At 38.3% G+C, this 26,914-nt stretch carries 20 protein-coding genes; 11 read left to right on the forward strand and 9 right to left on the reverse strand.

The genetic code is table 11. The annotated features are described in order from the left end of the window. The first annotated feature begins 49 nt into the window (after positions 1 to 49). Complete coding sequence (locus tag AN490_RS09790) at positions 50 to 1,273, forward strand: DNA cytosine methyltransferase (protein WP_300002448.1); 1,224 nt, start codon at positions 50 to 52, stop codon at positions 1,271 to 1,273. 336 nt (positions 1,274 to 1,609) lie between these two features. Here AN490_RS09790 and AN490_RS09795 read toward each other — a convergent pair whose 3' ends face one another. After that, a complete protein-coding gene (locus AN490_RS09795; protein WP_300002451.1) occupies positions 1,610 to 2,326 on the reverse strand; it encodes a DUF3800 domain-containing protein in 717 nt (238 codons plus the stop codon). A 260-nt stretch (positions 2,327 to 2,586) separates the two neighbouring features. Between AN490_RS09795 and mnmG the strand changes: the two genes are divergently transcribed. From mnmG to AN490_RS09810, 3 genes are all read left to right on the forward strand, one after another. Next, positions 2,587 to 4,497, forward strand: a complete 1,911-nt coding sequence (gene mnmG, locus AN490_RS09800; protein ID WP_300002454.1) for a tRNA uridine-5-carboxymethylaminomethyl(34) synthesis enzyme MnmG — start codon at positions 2,587 to 2,589, stop codon at positions 4,495 to 4,497. 259 nt (positions 4,498 to 4,756) lie between these two features. Further along, positions 4,757 to 5,971, forward strand: a complete 1,215-nt coding sequence (locus tag AN490_RS09805) for a hypothetical protein (RefSeq protein WP_300002457.1) — start codon at positions 4,757 to 4,759, stop codon at positions 5,969 to 5,971. A 63-nt stretch (positions 5,972 to 6,034) separates the two neighbouring features. Next, positions 6,035 to 7,690, forward strand: coding sequence for an alpha/beta hydrolase (locus tag AN490_RS09810; protein ID WP_300002460.1), 1,656 nt, complete (start codon positions 6,035 to 6,037; stop codon positions 7,688 to 7,690). Between the two features lie 1,115 nt (positions 7,691 to 8,805). Here AN490_RS09810 and AN490_RS09815 read toward each other — a convergent pair. The 4 genes from AN490_RS09815 to glyS form a co-directional block, all read right to left on the reverse strand. After that, complete coding sequence (locus AN490_RS09815; RefSeq protein WP_300002463.1) at positions 8,806 to 10,614, reverse strand: SUMF1/EgtB/PvdO family nonheme iron enzyme; 1,809 nt, start codon at positions 10,612 to 10,614, stop codon at positions 8,806 to 8,808. Positions 10,615 to 10,621: 7 nt separating this feature from the next. After that, positions 10,622 to 11,005, reverse strand: coding sequence for a hypothetical protein (locus AN490_RS09820; RefSeq protein WP_300002466.1), 384 nt, complete (start codon positions 11,003 to 11,005; stop codon positions 10,622 to 10,624). 234 nt (positions 11,006 to 11,239) lie between these two features. Further along, complete coding sequence (gene murD / locus AN490_RS09825; RefSeq protein WP_300002469.1) at positions 11,240 to 12,601, reverse strand: UDP-N-acetylmuramoyl-L-alanine--D-glutamate ligase; 1,362 nt, start codon at positions 12,599 to 12,601, stop codon at positions 11,240 to 11,242. 80 nt (positions 12,602 to 12,681) lie between these two features. Then, entirely contained in the window at positions 12,682 to 14,856 is a 2,175-nt protein-coding gene (gene glyS, locus AN490_RS09830) for a glycine--tRNA ligase subunit beta (protein WP_300002472.1), read from the reverse strand. Between the two features lie 216 nt (positions 14,857 to 15,072). Between glyS and AN490_RS09835 the strand changes: the two genes are divergently transcribed. From AN490_RS09835 to AN490_RS09845, 3 genes are all read left to right on the forward strand, one after another. Next, positions 15,073 to 15,651, forward strand: coding sequence for a hypothetical protein (locus AN490_RS09835; RefSeq protein ID WP_300002474.1), 579 nt, complete (start codon positions 15,073 to 15,075; stop codon positions 15,649 to 15,651). Further along, complete coding sequence (locus tag AN490_RS09840) at positions 15,566 to 16,345, forward strand: hypothetical protein (RefSeq protein WP_300002477.1); 780 nt, start codon at positions 15,566 to 15,568, stop codon at positions 16,343 to 16,345. Before AN490_RS09835 ends, AN490_RS09840 begins: the two co-directional genes overlap by 86 nt. Before the next feature lie 191 nt (positions 16,346 to 16,536). Next, a complete protein-coding gene (locus AN490_RS09845) occupies positions 16,537 to 16,947 on the forward strand; it encodes a UPF0158 family protein (RefSeq protein WP_300002480.1) in 411 nt (136 codons plus the stop codon). Between the two features lie 64 nt (positions 16,948 to 17,011). Here AN490_RS09845 and AN490_RS09850 read toward each other — a convergent pair whose 3' ends face one another. Both AN490_RS09850 and AN490_RS09855 read right to left on the reverse strand, forming a co-directional pair. Next, entirely contained in the window at positions 17,012 to 17,962 is a 951-nt protein-coding gene (locus AN490_RS09850) for a pentapeptide repeat-containing protein (protein ID WP_300002484.1), read from the reverse strand. Positions 17,963 to 17,994: 32 nt separating this feature from the next. Further along, the gene (locus AN490_RS09855) at positions 17,995 to 18,228 is read right to left on the reverse strand and encodes a hypothetical protein (protein ID WP_300002487.1); all 234 of its coding nucleotides are present in this window, start codon (positions 18,226 to 18,228) and stop codon (positions 17,995 to 17,997) included. Between the two features lie 123 nt (positions 18,229 to 18,351). On the opposite strand from AN490_RS09855, the gene AN490_RS09860 reads away from it, so the two are divergent. The 3 genes from AN490_RS09860 to AN490_RS09870 all read left to right on the forward strand — a co-directional run bounded on the left by AN490_RS09860 (position 18,352) and on the right by AN490_RS09870 (position 22,114). Beyond that, on the forward strand, positions 18,352 to 18,672 hold the full coding sequence (locus tag AN490_RS09860; protein WP_300002490.1) for a hypothetical protein: 321 nt from the start codon (positions 18,352 to 18,354) through the stop codon (positions 18,670 to 18,672). Continuing rightward, on the forward strand, positions 18,665 to 19,132 hold the full coding sequence (locus AN490_RS09865; protein WP_300002493.1) for a type II toxin-antitoxin system YhaV family toxin: 468 nt from the start codon (positions 18,665 to 18,667) through the stop codon (positions 19,130 to 19,132). The genes AN490_RS09860 and AN490_RS09865 overlap by 8 nt, the downstream gene beginning before the upstream one ends. A gap of 519 nt (positions 19,133 to 19,651) precedes the next feature. Continuing rightward, the gene (locus AN490_RS09870; protein ID WP_300002496.1) at positions 19,652 to 22,114 is read left to right on the forward strand and encodes a substrate-binding domain-containing protein; all 2,463 of its coding nucleotides are present in this window, start codon (positions 19,652 to 19,654) and stop codon (positions 22,112 to 22,114) included. A gap of 136 nt (positions 22,115 to 22,250) precedes the next feature. Here the strand turns inward: AN490_RS09870 and recJ are convergent, their stop codons facing one another. Continuing rightward, entirely contained in the window at positions 22,251 to 24,557 is a 2,307-nt protein-coding gene (recJ, locus tag AN490_RS09875) for a single-stranded-DNA-specific exonuclease RecJ (RefSeq protein WP_300002499.1), read from the reverse strand. 360 nt (positions 24,558 to 24,917) lie between these two features. Then, positions 24,918 to 25,154 (reverse strand): hypothetical protein, encoded by a 237-nt coding sequence (locus tag AN490_RS09880; RefSeq protein ID WP_300002502.1) that lies wholly within the window; start codon positions 25,152 to 25,154, stop codon positions 24,918 to 24,920. A 142-nt stretch (positions 25,155 to 25,296) separates the two neighbouring features. Here AN490_RS09880 and AN490_RS09885 point away from each other — a divergent pair, with 142 nt between their 5' ends. After that, positions 25,297 to 26,823, forward strand: a complete 1,527-nt coding sequence (locus AN490_RS09885; RefSeq protein ID WP_300002505.1) for a CPBP family glutamic-type intramembrane protease — start codon at positions 25,297 to 25,299, stop codon at positions 26,821 to 26,823. Positions 26,824 to 26,914: the final 91 nt, after the last annotated feature.

Below are 26,914 nucleotides of genomic sequence, written 5' to 3' on the forward strand. Positions count from 1 at the left end.
TCCGATTATTTTACAGATGAATGATCATTAAAGATTATATAATGAACATATGAAAATAAACAATTTAAAAGCTGTAGAATTATTTGCTGGTATTGGCGGTTTTCGCTTGGGGTTGACAAATGCTAATATTGAAACTATATGGGCTAATGATATTAATGAATTGAGTTATCAAGTTTATGAAAGTAATTTTGGGAAAGATTCTCTAGTTTTAGGTGATATTAATAAAATTCCTATATTAGATATACCCAATCATGATATTTTAACTGCTGGTTTCCCTTGTCAACCATTTAGTCCTGCTGGTAAAAAATTGGGTGTGAGAGATAGTGTTAGAGGCACTTTATTTGAGCGTATTGTAGAAATAATAGATAAAAAACAACCGAAATATTTTTTCTTAGAAAATGTCAAACGACTTTTAACAATGGAAAATGGCTATCATTTTCGAGTTATTTTAAATGCGTTATCAGAATTAGATTATTTTATAGAATGGAGAATTATTAGTCCTATTAGCTTTGGTATTCCTCAAAATAGAGACAGGATTTTTATTTTTGGGACTAAGTTGAATTCAGTGCATATAAATTCTCAACTTTTACAAAATACATCAGTTTTCTTAACTCAACCAGATTTAACTGATTTAGAAAATATAGAAGAATTACTAGAAAAAGATATGATGATGCCTATAGTTACAAATAAAGGCAAGAATTATAATTGGGGAATTGCTTATAAAAATAAAATGTTAACTTTGAGTCTTCCTACCTTACCGGATATCAAACCTAGACAAAAATTAAAAGATATTCTCCAAGATGATTTAATGGTAGATACTCAATTTGATTTTACATCTGATACCTTAGAAAGAATTAAGCAAAGTAAAGCAGTAAATCGTTATTGTCATGGTGTGGAATTATTATATAATCAAGATGGAGGCGCAAGATTAGGTTATACAATATTTGGAATTAATGGAATTGCATCAACATTAACTGCTTCCACATCAAGACATTATGAACGTTATCAAATAGGTGATAAATTTCGGCGTTTAACTAATATTGAATATGCTAGATTGATGGGTTTTCCTGATGATTGGTGTCGAATAGCGAGAATTTATGATCAATATGCTTTATTTGGTAATGCAATTGTTCCTGCTTGTGTAGAATGGGTATGTCAAAGAATTGGTAAAAGCAATATTGAATTTACTAAATCTTCTTGGCAACAATTAAGTTTAAATATCCTCAGTCTTCCTGTCAGTTTACAAACGCTAGTCAAAAAGTCTAGGGTTTAGGATATAAATTGATAGATATACAAAAAATAAAAAATTATGCTATTATAAATATAGACTCTGACAAGGTATCCCGAACTGCACGGGAAGGTATGGTGCGGTTGAAACGCCGTGCGCCTGTTAGAAGACAAGGTATCCCGAACTGCACGGGAAGGTATGGTGCGGTTGAAACGCCGTGCGCCTGTCAAAACGCTTACTTGACAAAACAACAGACAAGAAAACGGACAAATTTTCTATTTTTATCTAATTAACGCCCCTAATTGGGTCGAGACGGTCTTGTAATCGTCTATCAAGGATGAACCCACGGCTAATGCAGTCGTGGGTTCGCCATTAAATGTTCTAGTTTTCAGGAATTTCAACTAAATGAATTTTATCCTTTAAAATATCGAAAGCTTGTAAAAATCCAAAATTACGATCATCTTTCTGTATATTTTGTGTCTTCAAACTAATCAAGTAAGCAACGTAATCTGCTAATTGTAGACCTACATAAAATTGTGAAGCACCTAACCAGGGCTGTTCTACAAAATTACAATCATGTTTTCGTGATTTTACCCACTCTCTGTAAGCCCTGACCAAACGATCATCTTGTTTACCTGTACTGTGTGTTGAACGTGAGTCCAAAAATAAAATTCCACTTTCATTGGAGGATTTCAGAAAACTATCTAATTCTTTTAATAAACGGTAGAAGGTAAAACGGTAAAGTGTAATATCATCTTTCAACAATTCTCTATTTTCATATAGTAATTTTTTATTGACTATAATAGAAGATATATGGCATGGGATTTTATTCAAAGTTTCTGATATAGTTACAAATGTACGAACACGAGCTTCAAAGTTCCAGTCTTTAAAGATTTCCTTCCCTTTACAAAGTTCGTTACCTTTTAACTCCCAATCTTCAGGTTCTTTTGTTTTAACAATACTTCGTTTGAGCGCGGAAATTTCTTCATAATTTTTTGAGTAATCTTTTTCATAGATAGCAATACTAGCTAAAACGAAATAATTTGTTCCATTATCCTTTGCTCCAGTGCCACTTTCATCAATATAAAATAGAAACATATTACTGTTGAGAAAATACCAAAATATCTACTATCTCAACTTGATGACAATAGAAGATTTTAGGAAGTTAATTAAAATATTTTACAGTAGTTTGTAATCTTGTGAATAAACTCAGTAAAATTAATTAAATAGCTTTTATTACTGAAAATATTTTAGTAACTTTTTTTACTTTTTTTAGACTCAACTAAACTCCAATAAACCCCCGTATTCGCTAAAATAAGATTATAATTCCTAACTAACTTAATTCTGTAACTAAGACCATGCACAATGCCGCTGAATTCCAAGACGCTTATGATGTAATTGTCGTCGGTGCAGGTCACGCAGGTTGCGAAGCAGCACTGGCTACTGCCCGCCTCGGTTGTCGGACACTGCTATTGACCCTAAACTTAGATAAAATCGCTTGGCAACCCTGTAACCCCGCAGTCGGTGGACCAGCCAAATCCCAATTAACCCATGAAATAGACGCTTTAGGGGGGGAAATTGGCAAAATAGCAGACCGGACATACCTGCAAAAACGCATCCTCAATTCTTCACGAGGTCCTGCGGTATGGGCATTGCGAGCGCAAACTGATAAGCGGGAATATGCGGCGATAATGAAGGGAATTGTCGAAAATCAAGAGAATTTGACAATTCGTGAAGCCATGGTAACAGATTTAATCTTAGATGATCATAATGAAGTTATTGGTTTAGAAACTTATTTTGGCGTATCTTTTCACTGCAAAGCGGTAATTCTCACCACCGGCACATTTTTAGGTGGCAAAATTTGGGTTGGGAATAAATCCATGGCCGCAGGACGCGCGGGAGAGTTCGCAGCAGAAGGTTTAACACAAACTCTCAACCGCTTAGGATTTGAAACCGGGAGACTGAAAACTGGCACACCAGCACGGGTTGATAAGCGTTCCGTTGATTACAGTCAAATGGAAATTCAACCGGGTGACGAAGCTGTGCGGTGGTTCAGTTTTGACCCCCAAGTGTGGGTAGAACGGGAACAAATGCCTTGTCACATGACCCGCACCACTACGGAAACTCATCGTTTAATTCGGGAAAATTTACATCTGTCCCCGGTATATGGTGGATGGGTGGAAGCAAAGGGACCTCGCTATTGTCCGAGTATTGAAGATAAAATTGTCCGCTTTGCCGATAAGGAAAGTCACCAAATCTTTATTGAACCGGAAGGAAGGGATATTCCTGAATTGTATATCCAAGGGTTTTCCACTGGTTTACCTGAAACTTTGCAAATTTTAATGTTGCGGAGTTTGACGGGTTTAGAAAACTGTGTAATGTTACGTCCGGCTTATGCAGTAGAGTATGATTATTTGCCCGCAACTCAGTGTTTTCCCACGTTGATGACTAAGAAAGTCCCCGGATTATTTTGTGCAGGACAGGTAAACGGGACTACAGGTTATGAAGAAGCCGCCGCTCAAGGGATAGTAGCGGGAATCAATGCAGCGCGGTTTGTGCGGGGTGAGGAAATGATTATTTTTCCTCGTGAACAAAGTTATATTGGTACATTAATTGACGACCTGTGTACGAAGGATTTACGCGAACCTTATCGAATGCTCACCAGTCGCTCAGAGTATCGGTTATTACTGCGTTCCGACAATGCCGATCTGCGTATGACACCTCTGGGACGGGAAATAGGTTTAATTGATGATCGGCGCTGGAACTTGTATACTCAAAAACAAGCACAAATTACTGCGGAGAAAGAACGCCTACATTGTACTAGAATAAAGGAGAATGAACCGGTGGGGCAAGCGATCGCTCAAGACACCCAACAAGCAATTAAAGGCTCTATTACTCTTGCTGATTTACTGCGTCGTTCAGGTATCCATTACATTGATTTAGAACGCCAAGGACTCCATAACCCCAACCTCAAACAAGCAGAAAAAGAAGGAGCAGAAATTGATATTAAGTACGCGGGTTATTTAGCAAGACAGCAACACCAAATTGACCAAGTTGCCCGTCAAGCAAATCGCCAGCTACCTGGTGATTTAAACTACTCAACCATTGAAACTCTCTCTAAAGAATCTAGAGAAAAGCTGAACAAAGTTAAACCCCTCACCATTGGACAAGCTGCGAGAATTGGGGGAGTTAACCCAGCCGATATCAACGCCCTGCTGATATACTTAGAAATAGCTAAAAACAAGGTTGCTCCAGCGATTTCCCAATAAGTAATAGATAAGTAGGTTAGCATTGAAAATCGTCGTTATTGCAAGAGGCAAGAGGCAAGAGTGAAGAGGGTTTGGGCGATTTTACTTTTCGTTGTTGGTTATTTACTGACTCCTTTTTCCCAACTCTGTCCATAAACTTTTCTAACTAAATATCACCAAAATTTCCAGAACAGATGAAAATTCAGGTAAAAAAGTAGTTGATTTCCACAGCAGTAGCGGCGTTGTTTTTTATTATTTTTAGCTACAACCGAAAAAGCCTATGTTACCCAAATCTAGCACTGATTTACTTGTTTCAGAAGCATCCGATAGCACCAGCATGGCGTTAGCCATAGATTTTGTCACCAGCGAGCCTTGGACGATAGAAACCTATGCTGAAGGTTTAATGGATGAACTTTTTAATGATATTGACAATATTTTAGATGGTCGAAGTAAGCGGAATCATCATATAGACAGAAGAGAATCTATACCTGTCCAACCCATGTCATTTAAAATGCCTGATGTGGTTGTGCCATCAACAGTTAATATCCCATTACAGTCCGCTTCACCTATTAAAAATATCCAAACTACAACACTGGTAGTTAATCCTCCATCTATCGGGGGAATTACTGCCAAGAGTGAACCACAAATTAGTAGTTTAAGTAAAGTAATATTCATGGGATTAGGCTTAACTTTAGGGACACTAGGGATGGTTTACTTAACTGAGTCTGGTTTATTAACTACAATAAATACTCAATTAACTTCCCAAAGTTGGCCAAATCCTCAAATATCATCACCTGTTTCTGTGACAACAGATCCTCAATTAGATTTAGTAAATTATATGTTGGCAGCCTTGACTTTAATAGAACAGCAGGGAACAACTAATGATAAAATAACTATTAAACCAGGATTTCCTGCTGGTAATATTAATCAAACAACTGCCGCACCTTTATTAAATACCCAACCTACTGCGACTTTGCCTTTACCTGTAGCAGCGAATAATGTACCGCCTGCTACTAATCAGCCAAGTTCCCCTAATGTGATTGAGCGTATATATATTCCAGTTTATCAGTCACCAGTGACCCAATATCAACTACCAACTGTTCCCCCAGTACCAACACCACCCAAATTACCTTCATCTTCTTCTTTAGCAGTTCATAATCTTCCTATTAATGCTAACCAACCAGCAAATCAACCCATAGCAGAAACAACGCAGGTTAAGCCCAACCCAGTCGCAGTTAATCCTCTACCAGCAAAAGAACCTACTAACATAGTAGAACAGGCTTCTGTGCCTAGCTATTCCGCACAATTAGATGGATTATTGGAGTTAGGGAATAAATCCGTGGCTTTGTTTAAAGTGGATGGTATCAGTCACCGGATTAGTTTAGGTGAAAATATTGGTAATACAGGTTGGATATTAGTAGAAGTCAGTAACGGTGAAGCTATTATTCGTCGTAATGGTGAGGTACGATCTATTTATACAGGACAAAAGCTTTAATTCTATAATTCTACTCTTGACTGAAAATCAGGTAGAATTTCCTAAGTTGAGTTACAATCAAAGATGTTCACACAAAAAAGCTGGAAGGATTTTAAGGTATTTGCAGGTGTATTTTGTGCTGTTGCTCTGACACCGTTTTTTGTAGTTAACACCTCTGCACAGGCCGCAGATACCGTTGTAATTCGCTATGGACCTTTGGAGGAATCTGTATCCTTAGAAGAGTTAAAAAAGTCTACAGAAACTGGCAAATTACCAGCTAGTTTGGGAACTTATACCAAGAGAATGACTGAAGAACAACGGCGCTTTTTGGTGGAGGGACTAAAAATCCGAATTCCCATAAATGTTATTACTTTAGATAGATTAATCAATACCCAAATTGGGACTACAATCCTCAGTGATGTCTCTACAGCTATTAGCCGTCGGGATCAAGCTGGATTACAAGCGATGAAAGGCGGATTGGTTTTAGGCGCTAATTCTCCACAGGGTTTATCTATACTGAGTTTTATAGCCGCATATCCCAGTCAACGTCTAGAAATTAATTTACCCCAGGCTCTAACTGTAGCGAGGAGTTTGAATGGTGGATTTATCCGCACTCAGCGGTTTATGTTTGGTCTTTCTCCCCAGGTTAACCCCAAAGATATCAAAGTTGCTTCTTTAGACCCGACTCAAGGAGGAAGCGCGCAGGTACAGACACTCAAGTTAAGTTTTAACGACCAAAAGCGTCAACGACAAATTCCCCTAGATGTTTATTTTTCTAGTGCTGCAAGTACAAATAAACCTGTAATTGTCTTTTCTCATGGTTGGGGTTCAGTGCGGACTGACTTACGCTACTTAGCTGAACATTTAGCTTCTCATGGTTATGTCGTTGCAGCTTTAGAACATCCTGGTAGTAATGAAACTAGTTTTAAAGCAGTTAATCAAGGGAAAAAACAACTGGTTGCACCCCAGGAATTTTTAGACCGTCCGGGTGATGTCAGTTTTATTTTAGATGAATTGGAAAAACTTAACCAAACTGCGAATAGTCCCTTACAAGGGAAACTTGCAACTAATAACGTCATGGTTGTAGGTTATTCCTTTGGTGGGGGAACGGCTTTAGCATTAGCTGGGGGTGAATTACAAATCGAAAACCTCAAACAACGCTGTCAGCCAAACTTAGCTAAGGACAACTTGGGTGAAACTCTTCAATGTGTAGCTCAAGCATTACCAGAAAAAACCTATCAATTGCGAGATGGGAGAATTAAACAAGCGATCGCTCTTAATCCTACCACTTCTTTAATGTTTGGGGAAACTGGGTTAACAAAAGTACAAATCCCCACATTAATCCTCTCCAGTTCCGCAGATAAAATCACCCCACCATTAACTGAACAAGTCATGGGTTTTGCGAAAATCCCCTCTCCAAAATGGTTAGTAGGTGTGGTTGGTGGTTCTCATTTGAGTGTTGTAGATCCTAGCCTCACGCCATATCAAGAAGGAAAACCACCTATCTTGAACAAAGAAGTAACTAGAGAACAAGCTCAAGATGTGCGGAAATTCCTTAAAGGTGTTACCCTAGCAATGGCAGCACAGTTAACTCCTGAAGCTAGTCAATATGCTCCTTTTTTGACTTCTGACTACGCTCAAATTTCCTCAACTCGTCTATTTCCCTTGCGGACAGTGCGAGAAATTTCTCCTGAGATGATACAAGAAGCACAAGGTCCAGGGATGACAGCCAATAAATAATAGGTTGAAGGACGAGCAAATAAATAAAAAGGCTTGGAGGGTAAACCAAGCCCAACTTCACTCAGGGTAAAATATATAGTCCATTCTATAGAATATATATATTTTAGGAATCCTTCTCAAGAGAGAAATTTGAAAATCTTATAAATGAAAGCGATCGCACTCTCTACTCTACATCCAAAAGGCGTTAGTAAAGTAGGTTGGGTTGACGCAAGGAAACCCAACATTTACTATTGTCTGATAGCGAAGCGTGGCGTTAGCCATATCAGGATTAACAGGATTTAAGGATTAACAGGATTATTTATTGATAAGAGTGTTCATTTTAAGTACATAAATTTTCATTTTTAAGATTAAAAATTAATATCTTAAAAATCTTTAACTGTCTGAATCAGGATTTGCAAGATTTAAGTATTGTCAACTTTAAAACACATCAATTTGATTGATGTTGGGTTGCGCTTTGCTTAACCGAACCTTGTACTAGTAGTTTGTCAAGATAAAAATGATGGACTGTAGTGTGAGCGTCTCGCTCACGCGGGCAAGATGCCCGCACTACCAAAAACCCGTCAAAATAAATTTGCAGTCAAGTCTTCGGTTTCCCTACCAAGCTAACTGGCTCGGTTTTATATTTGGATATAGTCACCCACATCACTGGGTTTGAGTTTGGACTCTCTGGTGTACGCTTGATAGAATCCCTCCTATCAACTCTGACTGTAGAGAGTGCTGGCGAGGAAGACCCGAACACAACACGAAAACCGAGATTATTGTCTTGATTACGCGCGTTGTTCCTGTTACGATTCGCCGAACGGCAATTGATAGCATTGTTGTACCAAGAACCGCCCCGTTTAATAACTCAACCCCAAGCTATGTGCCATACATACTAAGAAGTATAAGCAAGGATAGCCACCCTCAATTTACAACATCCGAATATTAATCGGCGATATTGTTTACAAGTCTTTAACAAATGATTTTTGATGATATTAAACCCTTTGTAGAGACGTTCCATGGAACGTCTCTACATTTTTGAAGATGTATATATATAATAAAAAAAATTCGCTCGCTGGCGCTCGCAAGGGTAAAGAAATAAAGAGAAGAGCGCAAAAGCGCAAGAGGGTAAAGGGCTAAGAAAGTCCTGGCGAGGAAGACCCGAACACAACACGAAAACCGAGATTATTGACTCGAGTACGCGCGTTGAACCTGCCACGATTCGCCGAACGGCAATTGACAGCATCGTCGTACCAAGAACCGCCCCGACATATATAAGCGTGGTTATCTTCTTTAACCACCTTTAATTTTCCCCAAGGTTCATTACCATTGCTTTTTAAACGCGCTGGTTTTCCGCTATAACTGTTATGAAATTCATCCCAGCACCATTCCCAAACATTACCGTGCATTTGATATAAACCCCAGGCGTTAGGGGTGAAACTATCCACATTTACAGTACATTCTCGATATTTGCCCTTGGAAGTATCCGCATAAGGATAATTGCCGTTATAGTTAACTTGATCAGTTGTAATAGTCTTACCAAAAGCAAAGGCTGTAGTTGTTCCAGCCCGACAGGCATATTCCCATTCTGCCTCTGTGGGCAATCTGACAGCCCGCTTTGTTTGTTCAGATATCTTTTCACAAAAAGCCTGGGCTTCGTGCCAGGAAACGCCAATTACAGGCTGCTTATCGCCTTGAAACTCGGAATCATATTGCTCACATGGCTTAGTTTTCATGACAGCGTACCATTGGGCATTGGTAACAGCATATTTGCCCATTAAAAACTCTTGCAAATACACCTCATGCTGGGGGGTAGACCAATCTAACCATTCTTCAGCCTTTTCACGCTCTACGTTATATTTCAGAGCATTTTCTAGGGCTATTTGGCGTTCCTCTGGGGGCATTCCCATCATAAACTTCCCTGCTGGCACACGAACCAGTTCTATGGTTAAGCCTTGATTTAAATCTACAGTCAACTCAGAGCCTTTTGCTACTGCTATTTTCTGTCCCTGTGCTTCTGCTTCTCGATGCTGTTCCGTTTGAGGCTGAGATTGCTTGTTTGCTAATCGCTCAATTGCCTCAAATGCTTGATTATCATCTCCACCTGAAGCGACAAGAACGCGCCTCCATAACTGACGAGCTAGAGGAATATCTCCTACTACTTCGGCATGAAAAGCATCATTTTTTAGAGCATAAATATCTGTGAGATTAGCAGATTTAGGCAATAAAATATAATGCAACAAAATTGCAGGTTCTATGGCAACATAGGGAGTTTGAATATAACTTTTATGCTTTTGGGTCAATTGGGGAACTTGATAGCGCAAATAGTTATACAACCGTTCAACCGTCGCGCAGTTGCTTTCACCTTGAATTTTCAACCCATTGAGTAATACATGAGTAAAAGCACCCTGTTGAATTTCCTCAATTTCGTAGGAAACCTGACTGGGACTACAGGAATAAAAGGTAATTACACCTTGCTGTTTTTCTTCACCAATTCCTAAACCACCACTTTTTTGACCAGTGCTGCGACAAGCATCAATAAATAAAACTATATTATCTGCACCACTGCGCCGTAACCGTTCTGTGATGTAGGTAATACGGATAGCAGAATTAGTAATAAGTCTGGGATTTCCATCTATGGGTAATAAATAATCTTGTCCCTCAAAGGACATCCCATGACCGCTAAAATAAAACCAGAGGGTATCCCCAGGATTTAAGAAAGGGGTTTGAAAAGTTTCGTCTAAAAATGACAATAGCGTGGTGTAAGTTGGTTGGGTTTCTCGTGGGGAATCATCACAGAAAAACCTGAGATAATCTGATTTTACAGCTAAATGATGCTGAAAATAATCCCGCACCTTTTCTGCATCAGTTTTTGCGTAATTAAGGGGCGAAATGCCGTTATAATATCCATTGATGCCAATAACAATAGCGCAATTTTCAGCCATATTCGAGTCAATTTACAGGAGATTGGGAGGATGAACGCTTAAATTTTAGCTCAATTGCGCCTTTACCAGCAGCTTTTACACCTGTACCAAGCCATTTAATTTCCCCTTCACTACCAATTTCTACAGTCAGGGTAATTTCATCAAGCTGGAGTTCTCCTTGGGTTGTGATTTGCTTTTGGACATCAGTAAACACACCGCTGATTACTCCCACAAAATGCGACATCTGCTTCGCTAACATCCCCGCGTTTATGCGACTGTCTTTTGTTCCTTCATCCTTAACTGTAGGACTGTTGCTGGGAAAACCACCTTTTGCACCTGATTGTAAACCATTATCAGGACTGCTTGCGGTGACAATCCATAGGTCTTCGTTTTGCCAATTTTCGTTTGTCATGTTACATCCTCACACCTGCTTTGACAATTTTCGCACATAAAATGAGTAAAGTAGGTAGTCGAACAAAATTAAAACGTGGTTTAAATTTGATTGATGTTGGGTTTCCTCGCGTCAACCCAACCTAGGATGCTACAATTCTACTCCTGCTCTCTGCACCTCTGCGTCTCTGCGTGAAATAAATCCATATTTTCATTCACCAAAGCCAAATGTTGGGTTTCCTTGTGTCAACCCAACCTACGGTACTAGATATTTTTGACACAATTGCCGAAAGTCTTCACCCCGCATTTCAAAGTTGGGATATTGGTCAAAACTAGCGCAAGCTGGAGATAGTAATACTACTGAAGCTTGATATTTTTTGGCTAATTCCGCAGACATGGGTAAAGCTTTCTCCATCGTTTCGACAATGTGATAATTACTATATCCCACCTCTTGCAGCCGTTTAGAAAATGCTGGTGCTGCATTCCCAATGAGTAAGACGGCGGCGGCTTTGGCTTGAATTTGTGCCAACCAGGCGGTATCATCTCCCGCTTTAGCTTCACCACCAGCGATTAAAATGGCGGGACTTTGCACAGATGCTAAACCGACTTCGGCCGCGTCGTAATTGGTGGCTTTGCTATCGTTAATAAAATCAATGCCTTGCCAATTGCAGATATGTTCTAAGCGGTGGGGAACACCAGGAAATTCACGCACAGCTTGAGAAATAGCGGTAATATCTATACCTGCTAATCTAGCAGCAGCGACGGACATGAGGAGATTTTGCTGGTTATGTTCCCCTACCATTCGCAATGCAGATACTTCAACAATTGGTTGAGGTGTGGCGCTGATTTTTTCCATTACCCAGCCATTTTCTATATAAAAGCCTTTTTCACCTATTAGGAATTTTTCACCTTTAACACTTGTCCAATAGGCGTTTGGCCAATGATTTAATCCTAATTTGCTCAAATAAGCATCATCACCATTAAATATTTGAATTTGGGAATTATGTAATAATTTGGCTTTGATATTATAGTAGTTTTCTAATGTTTTGTGCCGGGCTAAATGATCTGGGGTGAAGGTTGTCCAAATCCCAATGCGAGGCGATAAAGTAACGGAAGATTCAATTTGATAACTACTAAGTTCACCAATTATCCAATCAGCGCGATTTTGGATTGCTACCTCACAAGCAGCGTAACCAATGTTACCACAGGCGGGAGCGTTCAATCCTGCTGTTTGGAAAATGGCCGCAGTTAAAGCGGTGGTGGTGGTTTTACCATTTGTACCGGTAATTCCTACCCAGGGGATATCCTGCATAAATCGCCAAGCTAGTTCCATTTCGCCAATAGTTTCTATGCCTAATTCTCGCGCTTTGGCTAGAATAGGAATATCCCAAGGAACTCCGGGACTGACAACTATTAGTTTGGATATATCAGAATTGGTGAATTCTGGTGTGTTTCCTAATTTGACGGTAATGTGTTCACTGGCGAGTTGTTGTTGTTGTTCGAGGAGGGTTGGGGAGGTGCTACTATCGCAAAGTTCAACCTCCCAGCCTTCCTGTTTCAACAATCTTGCCGCAGCAACACCGGATTTTCCGAATCCAATAATTAACGCTTCTGGCATAGACTATGTAGCATCCCTGGTTAAGCTCCCCTATAGTAGCGTTAATTGGCAGAAATTACACCACTTTTTGTTGCTTTAGGCTACAAATTTTTGACTATCGCGCCAAAGTCAGCCAGTACACGGGCGTGATTTCGCAGTAATCCCAGTAAATTTAGGCGATTTTGCTTAATATCGGGATTTGCGTCCATGACTAAAACGCTGTCTTCACCATCAAAAAATGTACCCACGGTAGGAGCGATTTTTGCCAGTGCGGTTACTAACAGTTGATAATCCCGATTTTGTTGTGCTGCTTGGGTTTGGGGAACTAACTCAAGTAAAGCGTTGTAAAATGCAAATTCGGATTTTTTCTGGAAGAGTTCGGGATTAATTAAAGATTCTGGTGCTAATGTTTGGAAATCTAGATTTCCCTGTGCTGCTAACCGGGTGGAACGGTTGACGGTTTCGTAAATTTTATCTAATCTACCATCTCTGCGGATTTGTTGTAAATAGAAAGCGCGATCGCGGACATCTAATAAATCCGTTAATGCGCGTTCTGTATATTCTGGATCATTTTCTCCCAAAACTGCATTTACCAAATCATAATCTATCTGTTTTTCGTCTTGTAATAAGGTGCGAATTCTTTGGAAGAAAAATTCTCGCAAAGTTTTAATTAGTCCCATTCTATCTTTACGAAAATCAACGGCAAAATTTGTTGCTGTATACTCTAATAAACTTTGTAAATTTATCGGTAAATTTGCCAACCAGGTAATATTAATTATGGCGTTAGCAGCGCGACGTAAAGCAAAAGGATCGGAAGAACCTGTAGGAATTAAACCTAAACCAAAGATACTAACTAAAGTATCTAATCTATCAGCTAACCCGACAATTTGACCAGTAAGACTTTGAGGGAAAATATCATCAGCATTTCTGGGTAAATAATGCTCAAAAATCGCTTTTGCCACTTCTGGATCTTCACCACTAGCTAAGGCGTATTTTTCGCCCATAATTCCCTGTAATTCTGGAAATTCATAGACCATTTGCGTCACTAAATCGGCTTTACAGAGTAATGCAGCCCGTAATACGTTATTGATTGTATCAGGGAAGTCTGTTTTTTCAATAAAGTTAGCTTTTGTCAGTTGATTTACAATCATTCCCGCAATGTCCATGACTCGATTTACTTTGGCACGAACAGAACCTAAATCTTCTTGGAATGTGACTTTTTCTAATTGGGGTAAATAGCTTTCTAATGTTTTGGCTAAATCGGCTTCATAGAAAAATCTACCGTCTGCTAACCGCGCTCGAATTACTCTGGCATTCCCGACAGCGATAATATCTGATTTGGCAGGATCTCCGTTACTAATAGTGATAAAATTGGGTAATAATTCCTGACAGTCAGCATTTTTGAAGACGGGAAAATAACGCTGATGACTTACCATAACTTCGGTAATTACTTCTTTTGGTAAGTTAAGAAATTCTTCTTCAAATTGTCCGATAACTGCTGTGGGATATTCCACTAAATTGACAACTTCTGCTAGTAAATCGGGGTAAATTGGGGTATACCCGCCTAATTTTTCGGCGGCAGCTTTGACTTGATTTGTGATGATTTCGGCTCGGTTTTCTGGGGGGACATTTACATAACCGGAAGCCAATGTTTTTACATATTCTGTAGCGTGGGAAATACTAACAGATTCCGGGTGTAATACTCTATGGGTGCGAGATAGGCGGTTACTTTTGACAACTTTTGCGCCATTTTCTAATTCTAATGGTAAAATCTCCCCATCTAACAATGTCACCAAAGTGCGAATTGGCCGGGAAAATCGTCCGTCACCATGTCCCCACCGCATTAACCGCTTACCTTCTAAGTTCCAGACCCATTGGGGGACAAGTTCGGTTAAAATGTCGGCTATGGGACGACCGGGAATTTGTTTGTTCACAAAGACGAAATCCCCTTTGTCTGTGGGACGAATTTCTAAAGCGGAAATATCTACACCTTGCTTAGTCGCAAAACCAATGGCGGCTTTAGTGGGTTGTCCATCTTTAAAAGCTGCTTGTGCGGGTGGGCCTTTGATTTCTTCTTCCCTGTCTGCTTGCTGGGAGGGTAAACCAGTAATGAGAACCGCTAACCGTCGCGGTGTTCCATAGACTTCGACAACAGTGTTGGGGAGATTGTGGGTTGCTAGGCTGTGGGGAATGCGCGATTTCCATTGTACAATAGCATCACTCAAAAAACCGGCGGGTAATTCTTCTGTACCGACCTCTAATAAAAATGCTGGCATAAGATACTGTTTTTAACTTGGCGTGGCTTAATATTAGTCAATTCCAGTATTGTACGCCAGTTCTGACCGTTGGGGAAACTTTAAAACCACAGTGGGTTACTTATCCAGAAAAGTAAAACCATGGGTGAAATTGATTTGGTTCGCTTGGGTACAAAAGAAGATATAAATGTATAATTTCTAAGTTATAAATTAACTCTCAGAAGGGCGTAAAACAAATTGACTACCATCGGAAGTTATCAGGTAAAAGTGTTAATTGAATCTAGCATAGAGGAAATTGCTGTTATTTCTCCAGCAACTATTGATGATCTTCCTACAAATTGGTCTTGTGACTGGTTAAATATCTGGAATGGAACTGCTTTTTACTGCGAAAATATAGTTAAGATTGTTTATAATAATCAAGTGTGGGGATTAGTCAAATACGGACTATATCCATATTTTTATCCTGAACTTGCACCTCCCATATATCTGGAAATAAATAATATAGAAGTACATCCTACCAGTCGAGGAGATGCTACTGTAAGGTCAATTGAACCTATTGGTAAATGGTTAATTTGGTATGCTATTAAGGTTGCTTTCGAGTTTTGTAAACCAAAGACAGAATCACCACTAGTTATACTAGATGCTTTAGATAAAGCTGTGCCATACTATAGAGATAAGATACAAATGGAGTATCTTGGCTTATCACGTAGCACTCCTGGAGAAGATTTATATGGCTTCAGATTTTCACGAACCGCAGCAGCAGAATTTTGTCAGCGACATGAAACAAGATGGGGAAAACCTCAGCTATATGAGTAGTGAGGAAATAATGGCAGGATCAAAAGAGATAATGACTCATGCTCAAAGACAAGCTTTTCTGAAAACATCTTATGCTGGAAAGTTATTTGGTGTTGCACATTTACTTCCTGACGTTGAAGAAGTAAAAGAAGAAGTATCGGAGGCTTTCCCACACTTAAAACGGGTGCGCGTATCAAAATTATATACTGACAACTGGACAGGAAACAGCAATGAAGAAAACTTCATGGAAAATCCAAATTGGCAACAAATAGAAACAGCTATTCGTGATTTAGATGGTAATACTAAAACTTTAGTTAGTTTAAAAGCTGATGATGGAAGTTATATGATGATTGGTGGTGGTAATTCTGGTAAATATATTGTTACTGCAACTTTAGATAATGAGGTTTTTCATTCTCTTTTGCGTCAGGTTTATGAAATATCCAAATCAGATGTTTATCATAAAAACATGAATTTATCTCATAAAAAAGAGATTTTATTATCTAGTTTTTATGAAGCATTAATAAATGCAAAAAACAATAATGTTAGTTCTCCTAATGAGCAAAAATTAATTGTTGGTGGACAAGCAGGAAATTATGCTGATAAAATTTGTGTTAATTTACCTCAATGTTTAATAGCTGCAATCACTTTTGCTGAATCAGGTGAACTTGAACCTTTGTTTAGTTGGGAAGAAGATCAATCTTTAGTTACTGCATAATTATGCAGAAAAATAAAACTATGCGTGAAATTGATTCTTTAAACTCTTTTCCCGCTTGGGTATAGGAAAAATATGGTAGTTTACAATAATTATTACGAGCTAGGATAAAATTATCATCCTTTTTGATATAATTCACAGAATCTACTACAGCGGTAGGTAATTAACAGTAGCTGCTAATTAGAGAAATCATCATGAAAAAGCTCAAACTCAACCCAGATATTGATTGGATAATAGACGGATTAAGAAATAGTGAATTAGGTGAATTATATCTTGATCTGCAAACAGGGGAAGTCATCTTAATGTCTAATGAGGATGAAACGACTGACTTAGATCCAGAAGAGTTAATGTTTAATGAACGCTATCTTAAAATACCCGATTTATGCGATAGTATTCGTGATCTAAAAAAATTTATAGACAGTATTCAAGATGTGAAATTGCGTTCACAGGTAACAGAGGCTTTTTATCAAAAAGATAAAGGAGGATTTAAACGAGTTAAAGCAATTGTAGGGCATGATTGGGACAATTTTGAATATCTACAGATAGCATCTCGTTTGAAATCCTGGTTAAAATCTCAAGGAATAGAAATAATAGATGAAAGGTAAGAACAAACACAGATATAAATCGAGTTAGACAGCGATTTATATTTTATGAGAGGTTTAATCTACATTATTTATCAACATCAACCCAAACCATTCCAGCACTTACAGGATCAAAATCTGAAGGAAATTTAGTAAACCTGTTATAGTAGGAGTTTTGAAATTTTGCATCTACAATTATTGTATTTCTCAGGTATGTAAAACCTAAGTCTGCTCCTGTGAGGTCTGCATTAGTTAAGTTTGTATCTTCTAAATCTGCACCATTCAGGGATGCTCCCTTGAGATTTGCACCTTGTAGGTTTGCTTTTTCTAATTTTGCTTCTGTTAATTGTGCTTCTGATAAATCTACTTCACTCATATCTACTTCAAATAGCAATGCTTCCACAAGATAAGCCTGAGAGAGTTTAACTTTGGGAGCAATTAAATACATTCCTGCTTTCACTGGATCAAAACCTTTAGGAAAGCGAGTTTTTTCATTATAAAAAGCACTTTGTAAAAGTGTATCTTGAAGTTTTGCACAACTCAAATCGGCATCAAATAAACGTGCTACTTTGAGATTTGCTTGCATCAGGTTAACTCCTTGGAGGTCAGTCTTCTCCAAGTTTACCCTGTCCAAGTCAGCATTCTGTAGGTTTGCCCCTCTCAAATTTGTCATACTCAAGTCCCTTACCTCTAATAGTCTAGCTTGTCTCAGATTTACGCCTTGCAGGTTTGCCATACTTAATCCTGTCCCTATCAAATATGCCCCTTGGAGGTTTGCTTCTTCCAGGTTTGCTCCCTCCAAAAATGCTTCTGATAGATCAGCGTTTCTTAAGTTTGCGCCTCTCAAGTTCACCTCTGGTAAATTTATACCAAACAAATATGCCCCTTGGAGGTTTGCTTCTTCCAGGTTTGCTCCCTTCAAATCTGCTTCTGCAAGATAGGCTTTTCTTAAGTTGATTTTTTGAAAATCTCTTTTTCCCTCGGCATACAACCTCAGAAATTTATCAACATTTGTCTCTGGTGTAAATCCTGTCTTCATATATTTCTCCTTTTGTATCTATAAAAATCGCTTTATCTATTATATAAATCTTCTCTACGAAACGTGAAATTATCAGCAACTAAACCCACAGGATAATCTGAACATTTAAACCCTTTTGCTTGATTTTTCACTACTAATTCTTCTGATTTAACACTTTCATTAAGAACTATAACTACTTGATATTCACCTGCGGGTATATCTGGAGGTAATTGGACTGTAATTTGTCTATTTGGGGTAACATTCACAACTGTTTCTATTGTTTTCATTACCTTTTATCCTCAACATACTAAATTAGATATTACTTTTTTTGGTACATAAAGTCAATAACTACTGATAAATCCCTATTGATTATTGTTATAATGTAATTACATCATGTACATACACAACAAATGAGTAACTCCTACAATATTCGTAGTACCAAAATTGGTAACAGTGCAGGGTTTCGACTTCCTGCTGATTTTTATCGTGAACATCCCCAATTTGCGAATGCAGATGGTTGGATTGAGGTTTTATCCCCAGATACAGCAATTGTGCGAATTGTTCCTCAATTGCATGATGATGAAGATGCAGAAGACTCGCTATTAATGCGGCTGTTTCTTGATTTTGCTACTACAGAAGCATTAAAAAATAATACACTACAACCTTATACAATAGAAATGTCTCAAGCTGCTCATAAACTAATTGAAGGTGTGCAATTAGAAGATGAGTAAGTTTATTCGTAATGACTGGGAAATTTATTTTCATCCTCAACTATTTGGTACTCAATATCAAGTATTATTGAACCGCGTTGCTAACTTGCGTGAACAATTACCAGAAGCAGAGTTTAAAACTCATGCAACGGTGAAACTTTTTGCAGCAATTACGATAGCAATTGAAACTAAAATTCCTTCCGATCCTTTTGCTAGTCATTTTGCTTTAACTGGTGCATTAAAACGCTATAGTCGAGTCAAAAAGATGGGTTTACCAGAACGGTATCGGCTATTTTTTCGGGTGTTTGATACCCCCCAATTAAAAGCAATTGTGATTTTGTGGTTGGGGTTTCCGCGTAAAGAAGGTGCGAAGGATGACTGTTATCAGGTGTTTACTAAAATGGTAACAAGAGGCGCGTTTCCAGATAGTTTGGATGAGTTATTGGTAGATTGTGAGGTAAGTGTGGATAATCTGGAGTAGTAGTTGTAGGTTGACGAAAGAAACCCAATACAGATGTTTTTCTATTTTGCGATTCCTGCGGAGTGCTTTGCGATCGCTCACAATCACCTATAATCAATCTCATCTTAATTTTCTAAAGGTATAGCTGATAAATATTCTCGCAAAGTTTGCCGACTAATCCACATTTCTATATCTTGATTAGCAAAATTTTGTAATTTTTGTATTGCTTGTGTGTGAAATTGAATTTTGATTTTTAATTAATCAGAGTGCATCGAAACGCAATTTAGCGACAAGACCGTAAGTTTATTTAGTGACTGGGGTGGAAGCCAATAGATAAGGCATTTCTAGCTTCAGTTGACACCTCCTGATTCCTTCCTTGTGCTTCCGACTCCCGACTCCGCCTTTTTTATTTTTATCACTTGTGTTATTACAGATAAAAATAAATAACGCTGTATAATTAACCCATCTTCTCAATCAAAACGATATTTTGAGTATTGGCGTTGGCGAGTAGTTCATCTATATTAGCTAAATCAGGGATATATGTGGCAACAACAAAAAAAAGATCGTGTAATGATCAAACTGGCCTTATTAACGGCTATAACTACCAGTCCAGTGGGAGCAAATCTCTTGATTTCCCTACCCGTCCGCGCGGAATCTGAGAGTAATACTCCGGCTTTTGCTTTACCGAAAAAAGTAGAAAATGGTACTGTCATTAAAATTGACGGTTCTCTTAACTCTATCATTGTCAACCAAAGCCTCAAAGAAAACTTTGAAAAACAGTTTTCAGGAACTCAGGTAGAAATTAGCGTAAATGGGAATGGATATGCTGTAAAATCAGTTTTAGATGGTAAAGTTGATCTAGCATCCCTTGGTCGTAGACTCACCCCAGAAGAAAAAGCACAAGGGTTAAAACAGGTGTTGGTGCGTCGAGAAAAAATTGCCATCATTGTTGGTATGAATAATCTCTTTTCTGACAGTTTAACTACTGAGCAATTTGCCAAGATTTTTCGAGGAGAAATTGCAGATTGGTCAGAAATAGGAAAAGGTCAAGGTAAGATTAGATTTATAGATCGTCCCTTAAATAGTGATACTCGCAGTTCTTTTAGTGAATATTCAGCATTTAAGTCTGGACAATTGCTAACAGGTGCTAATGCTGTGCAAATGTTGGAAGATAACACAACTGACATCATTAGAGAATTAGGTAATGATGGCATTAGCTATGTTTTAGCAAATCAAATTTCCAATCTGCCAGATGTGCGAGTATTAAAAGTACAAAACTACTTACCAAATGATTCTAAATATCCCTTTTCTCAGTCTTTTGTTTACGTTTATAAAGAAAATCCCAGTCCTAAAATTAGAGATTTTCTAGGCTTTATTTTAGCTAAACCAGGAGAAGAGTCAATCAAAGCTGCTAGAGAAACAGAAGCAATTGCTATTGCAGCCAGAACATTACAAACTATTTCTAGACCTATGGCTACCACAGCCATTCCTGAAGTTTCTCAAACTCCATCTTTAACAACGATTCCCGAAACATTAGTTACACCCCCATCTATAAAAAATAAAAGGGAAACAGGGTTGATAAATCCTCTTGATAATCCTTCAATGATTACCAAGAATATGAAGTTTTTCTTACTACTACCTTTATTTTTTATTGCGGGATTAAGTATTTTTTTACCATTGTGGTTGAGAAGAAAAAATCGAGTTGCTTCTAGCGGCGCTTCGCTATCACTTGAAGACGCGCAGCTATCCTCAAATCCAGAAACAGATTCCCTTCCAGAAACAGTTTTTACTCTGTCAGATTCAGAAGCATTCGCATCAATTCTCGCTAACAATGGTAATGGTAATGGTGCAAATCACTACAAACAAGAAAACTCCCAGGAAATAACAGCAATTGGCAATATAGCTGTCATAGATATACCGCAGACAAGTTCCCCTCACAATCAAATAAACAAAATCTCTGAAATTGATCTCAATATAGATTATGATGAAGTAGTTTGGGATACAGAAGACCCAGTAATTGTTGTTAATAATCACTTTCCCCAAATCCCGAATATTCACCACCAACCAAATGATGCAGATATCTCCACAGATGAAGTCAGCAATTTTCTCTTAGAAGCACCAGAACTACCTGTAACTAAATCTAATCAAAATATTACATCCCTATCAGAATTACTTGGTATCACTTCGACACCAGTTAAGCCAGATAGCAGCCTATCAGAACTCCTGAATACAACCCCTAAACCAGTCAACCAACCACCGCAAAATCAAGATTTACCATCAGAGTTAGGAGAGGCTTTAAACGCTATTAACAGTCCAATTGCACTCACACAACTGGAAATAGAAGAAGAGATATATCCTACTCTATTGCATCCCACAGCCACAAATGAAGACATAGCTATCGAGTTAGATGCAGAGATAGAAGCTTGGACTAATATTAATCCCATGACTGTGACTGGAAATACCAGAATTATCTTCACACCTCGCACTCCCAAATGGGCTTACCTGTCTTGGTATATTTCCGATAATCATCAACAAACATTACAGAATCAAGGACTTACCATTTTAGCAATTCGGGTATATGATGTTACAAACCTTGATCTAAGCTATCAACGTCCTCAATTTGATGCACAATACGAATGTGAAACCGCAACATCTAGTCGTTATGTGCCTATTCCCAGGGGTGAACGAGACTACATGGCAGAAATTGGTTATGTGAATAATGATAATCAGTGGTTGTGTTTAGCGCGTTCTGGTACAGTCCGTATTTTCAGTCGTCCGAGTACGGATTTCTGGGTTGTCGTTGATGCAGAATTAGTTCTTCATGGTGCAACAGAAGAAGGTGCAAATGTCACTATTGATGGTCAAAAAGTCAAAGTAAATCCTGATGGTACATTTAAGTTAACGATTCCCTTTGTAGATGATCTAACTAGTTATCATATAACAGCAACTTCTGTCAATAGAGAACATACCAAAGCTATTGATAAGAAGTTTTTCCAGGAATAAAAAGAGAGTTAAAAGGTAGGTTGGGTTGTTCGCGTTAGCGTTGCGGAGCAATGGCTTTGCGAAACCCAACAAAACCAATTATTTTTGATGTTTAAATGTTGGGTTTCCTTACGTCAACCCAACCTACGAAATGAGATTATTTACCAATCATGGCAACAATAATAGATAGAGGAACATGAGAAAAATAATCTCTTTGAAATTGTTCTTCTCTAACTGCGGCTAAAAATTGACTAATAGCATAATCAGCAGGTTTTTGATAATATTTAAAATCCCAACTTATTTGTAAGTGATGATTTTGACGTTGGACGATAAAGCCTAAATATTTTAAAGCTTGAAATCCTAAATATAGGCTTTGGTCACTAATACCCAATTTCTCTAAAATCTGCACACGGGTAACTAGCTGGTTTGTGCGACCAAGATATTTAGCAATACCTACCAGAGTTACTAAAACATCTCTAGGAGTCTGATTTTGGGGTTTTCTCCAAGCAATCACTAATTGTTTTTGTTGATTTAGCGATTGTTTCCACCATAACCGGAGATTATCCCAATTAGTAGGACAATCTTTCATAATTAATAATGATTTTTCTGGTTTTAATTCTCCTAAATCTTCCTGATTTCTCCAATCTAAAATCATTGCCGAATTCTGAGTTTTCAGTTCAGTTCCCGTATGGGAACGTACTGCAACTAATCTAATTTCATAGCGTTTTTTAAAGCTATTAAAATCAATTTCGGCAATACAATCACATTTACCTATAGGCAATTCTTCCTTATAATGTCCCCACCAAATTCCTGGAAAGGGATTATTAGTAGAATCATCTCGAATATTAAAATCAGTTTTAATATATTGGATTTTATTTCCTTTTAAATCTTGTTCATTTCTATGCCAAGAATTTTCAAACCAACAATTTTTAATTAGTAGCTTGGGAATAGGATTTCCCATACCACAGGGTTCTAAAAGTTTCAATTCTAAAAATAAATCTTTACCCAAATCTGCAACCGTCACCACCAAATCAGCTTGGACTGTGGGAGTAAGATTAATCCCTCCTAAAGATTGGCGTAATTTTTGGTTAATTGCGGCTGTAAATAAGGGGATATTTTCTACTAATAAACTCAAACCCGCTGCAAAAGGATGTCCACCAAAACGATGTAATAAATGAGCTTGTTCTTGAACTAATTGATATAAATCAACAGAATTAATTGAACGTGCCGAACCTCGCGCAAAGGATGGGCTAGAATCTGTCTTATTCTCCTTTGCTTCTGTATTTAATAAAATTGTCGGTCGTCCCGTTTCTTGGGCAATTTGACCAGCAACCAAACCCAAAACACCACCTGCCCATTGAGGATCTTCTAAAACAATGACGCTGGTAGTGGATAAGTCTAATTGATTGAGTTTTTTCGTAACTTGGGCTTGGACATCTTTTTGTAAAGACTTACGACGGGAATTAGCTAATTCTGTTTCTTCTGCAAGTTGTTGACAACGCTGCATATCTCTACTCGTCAATAATTCTACACAAAAACTAGCGTCACCATGAATGCGACTAACCGCATTAATTCGCGGTCCCAAACCAAAAGAAATATCTGTAGGGCGATCGCCACTTTTCTGGCATAATTCTAATAACTTACCCACACCTGGCCTTCTTCTCGCTGTTGGTAGTTTTTGATAATCCGTGTGTAATTGTTGAATTCCCAATTGTGCCAAATACCGACAATCACCACTTAATTGGACCAAATCGGCAATTAATCCCACTGCAACTAAATCTAGTAAATCAGTTAAAGGATGTGCAGGAATATCTGGCAAACTTATATATAAAGCTTCCACCAATTTATAAGCAACAGCCACACCTGAAAGATGATATAAAGGATGTTCCTTAGCTAAATAACGAGGATTGATAATTGCGACTACGGGAGGACGTTCTGAGGGTAATGTATGATGGTCAGTCACAATTACATCTATCCCTAAACTTTGGGCATAAATGATTTCGGCAATATTTGTACTGCCCGTATCACAAGTAACAATTAACTGACAACCTTGTGCAGCTAAAATATCAATTCCTGGTTTATTTAAACCATGAGATTCAGTTAAACGATTGGGAATATAATAACTTAATTGACGATGTTGCTGAAAAAATTCACCCAAACCATCCCATAATACCGCAGTAGAAGTAATTCCATCTGCATCAAAATCTCCCCAAATAACAATTTTTGCTCCCGTTTTTCCCGCAGTAATTAACCTTTCTACAGCCAAATTCATTTCCTGTCCAAATTCAAAAGAACTGGCAGGTTGATAACTTTGATAATTAATAAAAGCCGCTAATTTTTCCTGATCTTGAATTCCCCGTTGCCAAAATAATTGAGCCGCAAAATCACCACCTGTTGGGTAACTTTTCACTAATTCAATAAACCAATCAGGGGGTTTTTCCGTTCCTGTTAAAATCCATTCCATTTTAGATCACATTGTGAACTACCTACACTTCCCTTGCGGGTAAGTATAGGCTTCCTACCCAGTTAACAGCTTTTTGCTTGCTCTTCGAGAACAACAAGACTGATGTTAAGGCGATAGGCTGACCCCTCGTTCCAAAGGCAAAATCAAGGTTAATCAACAAAAATGATCATGTATCTAGCTTGGTTATCGCTATTTGGTCGGAAAACCGTCGTCAATTCACGCGCCATTCATCCCCCGCTGCCCTATCGGGTCAGACGTGGGGCTTCTGTCGGTTAAGCTAACTTTTGTATTTCTTTCTTTCTTTGCGCCTACTCTTCGAGATCAGGAAGCGTGATTGCGCCTTTGCGTGAGACAAGGAATTTATTCATCATTATTAATTATATCTGTGCTTAATTCATTGATTAAAGGATTGATAACTACATCATTAGGAGTTGCTTCTGTTCTGCCAAGACCCATGGTAGTTCGGGTACGTTTATAACCATGCTTAAACTGCTGGAATATTTGTGCAATATAGATTTTAGCAGTTTTTGACCCCGATTTTCTGTTTATTTGTGAGAAATCCGGGCTAGGAGAAGCATTAGAAGACTTCGTGGACATTACCGACTTAGAGCAATGACTAACACCCACACAGACCTGATCTAAGCTACTTTTTTGAAATTTTAATTTCCCTCTGCGGGACTAGCTTATAATTACCAAGGGGCTGATGATGCTCCTGTACTTGTAAGTCTAAGGGGGATAGATGACAATTAAACGGTTGCTGTTAATTGGGCTAACTTTGTTAGCAATAATGTTGTCGGGCTTATCTTTATTGAATAGCTGGCAAAAACCTCAGTTCCAGAGTCGTCTAGAATTGTACCAGACTAATATCGTCTTACAAGCCCAAGCATGGAAACCAGAAGATAGCAGCGACAAAAGTATTCAAACACTTCAAGAATCTATTCTCGGTGCAAATCCTTTAGAAAGTGCGATAAAGCAATATCAGGAAGCAAGTGAATCTATTCAAACTAGTTTAGAGACAACTAATAAAAAATTAGCAACACTACAATCTTCAGCAGTTACTCCTGTTTCCGCAGAGGAAAAAAGTTTACAGAAATCTAGCCAACAACAAGGAAAATTGTTAGCGGAAGTAGATTTGCGGTTGGGAATTTTGCAAGCACAGCAACAGGAAGCAGATAAGGCTATTAAAACTTGGAATCAATTACAGCAATATTCAGATATCAACCCCAAATATCAAGAAACTGCTCAAGTATTAAGCGGAATATGGAGTAAACCTCCCCGTCTATTACCCAAAGCTGAACAAATAATTCAACAAAATTTAAATAGTTGGTTTCGTTTTACGGCTTTAGATCAATTATATCAACTTCAACAACGTCAAGAAGCTTTATTATCTCTGAAAATTGCCCAACAAGCAGCAGCAACCCAAGCATTGTTAAAATTAGCGATAATTGCTACTATCCCCACTTTAACAGCTTTTATAGGGCTAATTCTGCTGCTTTTCTTATTGTTTCAACGCTTGCTTAAAGGTCAAGCATCCCTATTAGCTACAAATGGCGATTTGGTTTGGTCAACTCCTTGGAACTGGGAAATAATTATTCAGGTTTTTATCCTGGGATTTTTCTTGATGGGGCAATTATTTATACCAGAATTATTATCTATTTTGCCTATTCCTCGTGGTACAGGAAATGCCAGAATTGAGGCTTTTGTGGTTTTAGTTAGTTATATGTTTGTGGCTTTTGGTTGCTTTTCAGTTCTATATTTTTCCATTAGGCGTTTTTTCCCCCTTCCTGAGAACTGGTTTCGCTTCAATTTCTTCAGTAATTGGTTTTTGTGGGGACTCGGTGGCTATTGTACAGCTTTACCGATTGTGGTGATAGTATCACTGATTAATCAAAAATTGTGGCAAGGACAAGGTGGCAGTAATCCACTTTTACAAATGGCACTAGAAAGCCGGGATAATACCGCATTGGGGATATTTTTCTTTACCGCAGCCATAGCTGCACCGTTTTTTGAGGAATTCCTATTTCGCGGCTTTTTATTACCATCTCTGACTCGTTATACGTCGGTTTGGGGGGCAATTTTGATCAGTAGCTTGTTATTCGCGGCTGCTCACCTAAGTTTATCAGAAATACTGCCGCTGACAGCATTAGGAATCGTCTTAGGAATAGTTTACACGCGATCGCGCAATTTACTTTCTTCTATGCTTCTCCACAGTCTTTGGAATAGTGGCACATTAATTAGTTTGTTTCTTTTAGGTAGTAATAATTAAGTTAGTTGTCAGTAGGGGCGAAGCATTTGGAAGATAAATTATCGGTCATTGCCAAAAATAGTTCTCCAAATGCTTCGCCCGTACAGTTGTC

Source organism: Anabaena sp. AL09 (assembly GCF_001672255.1).
Lineage (GTDB): Bacteria > Cyanobacteriota > Cyanobacteriia > Cyanobacteriales > Nostocaceae > Dolichospermum > Dolichospermum lemmermannii.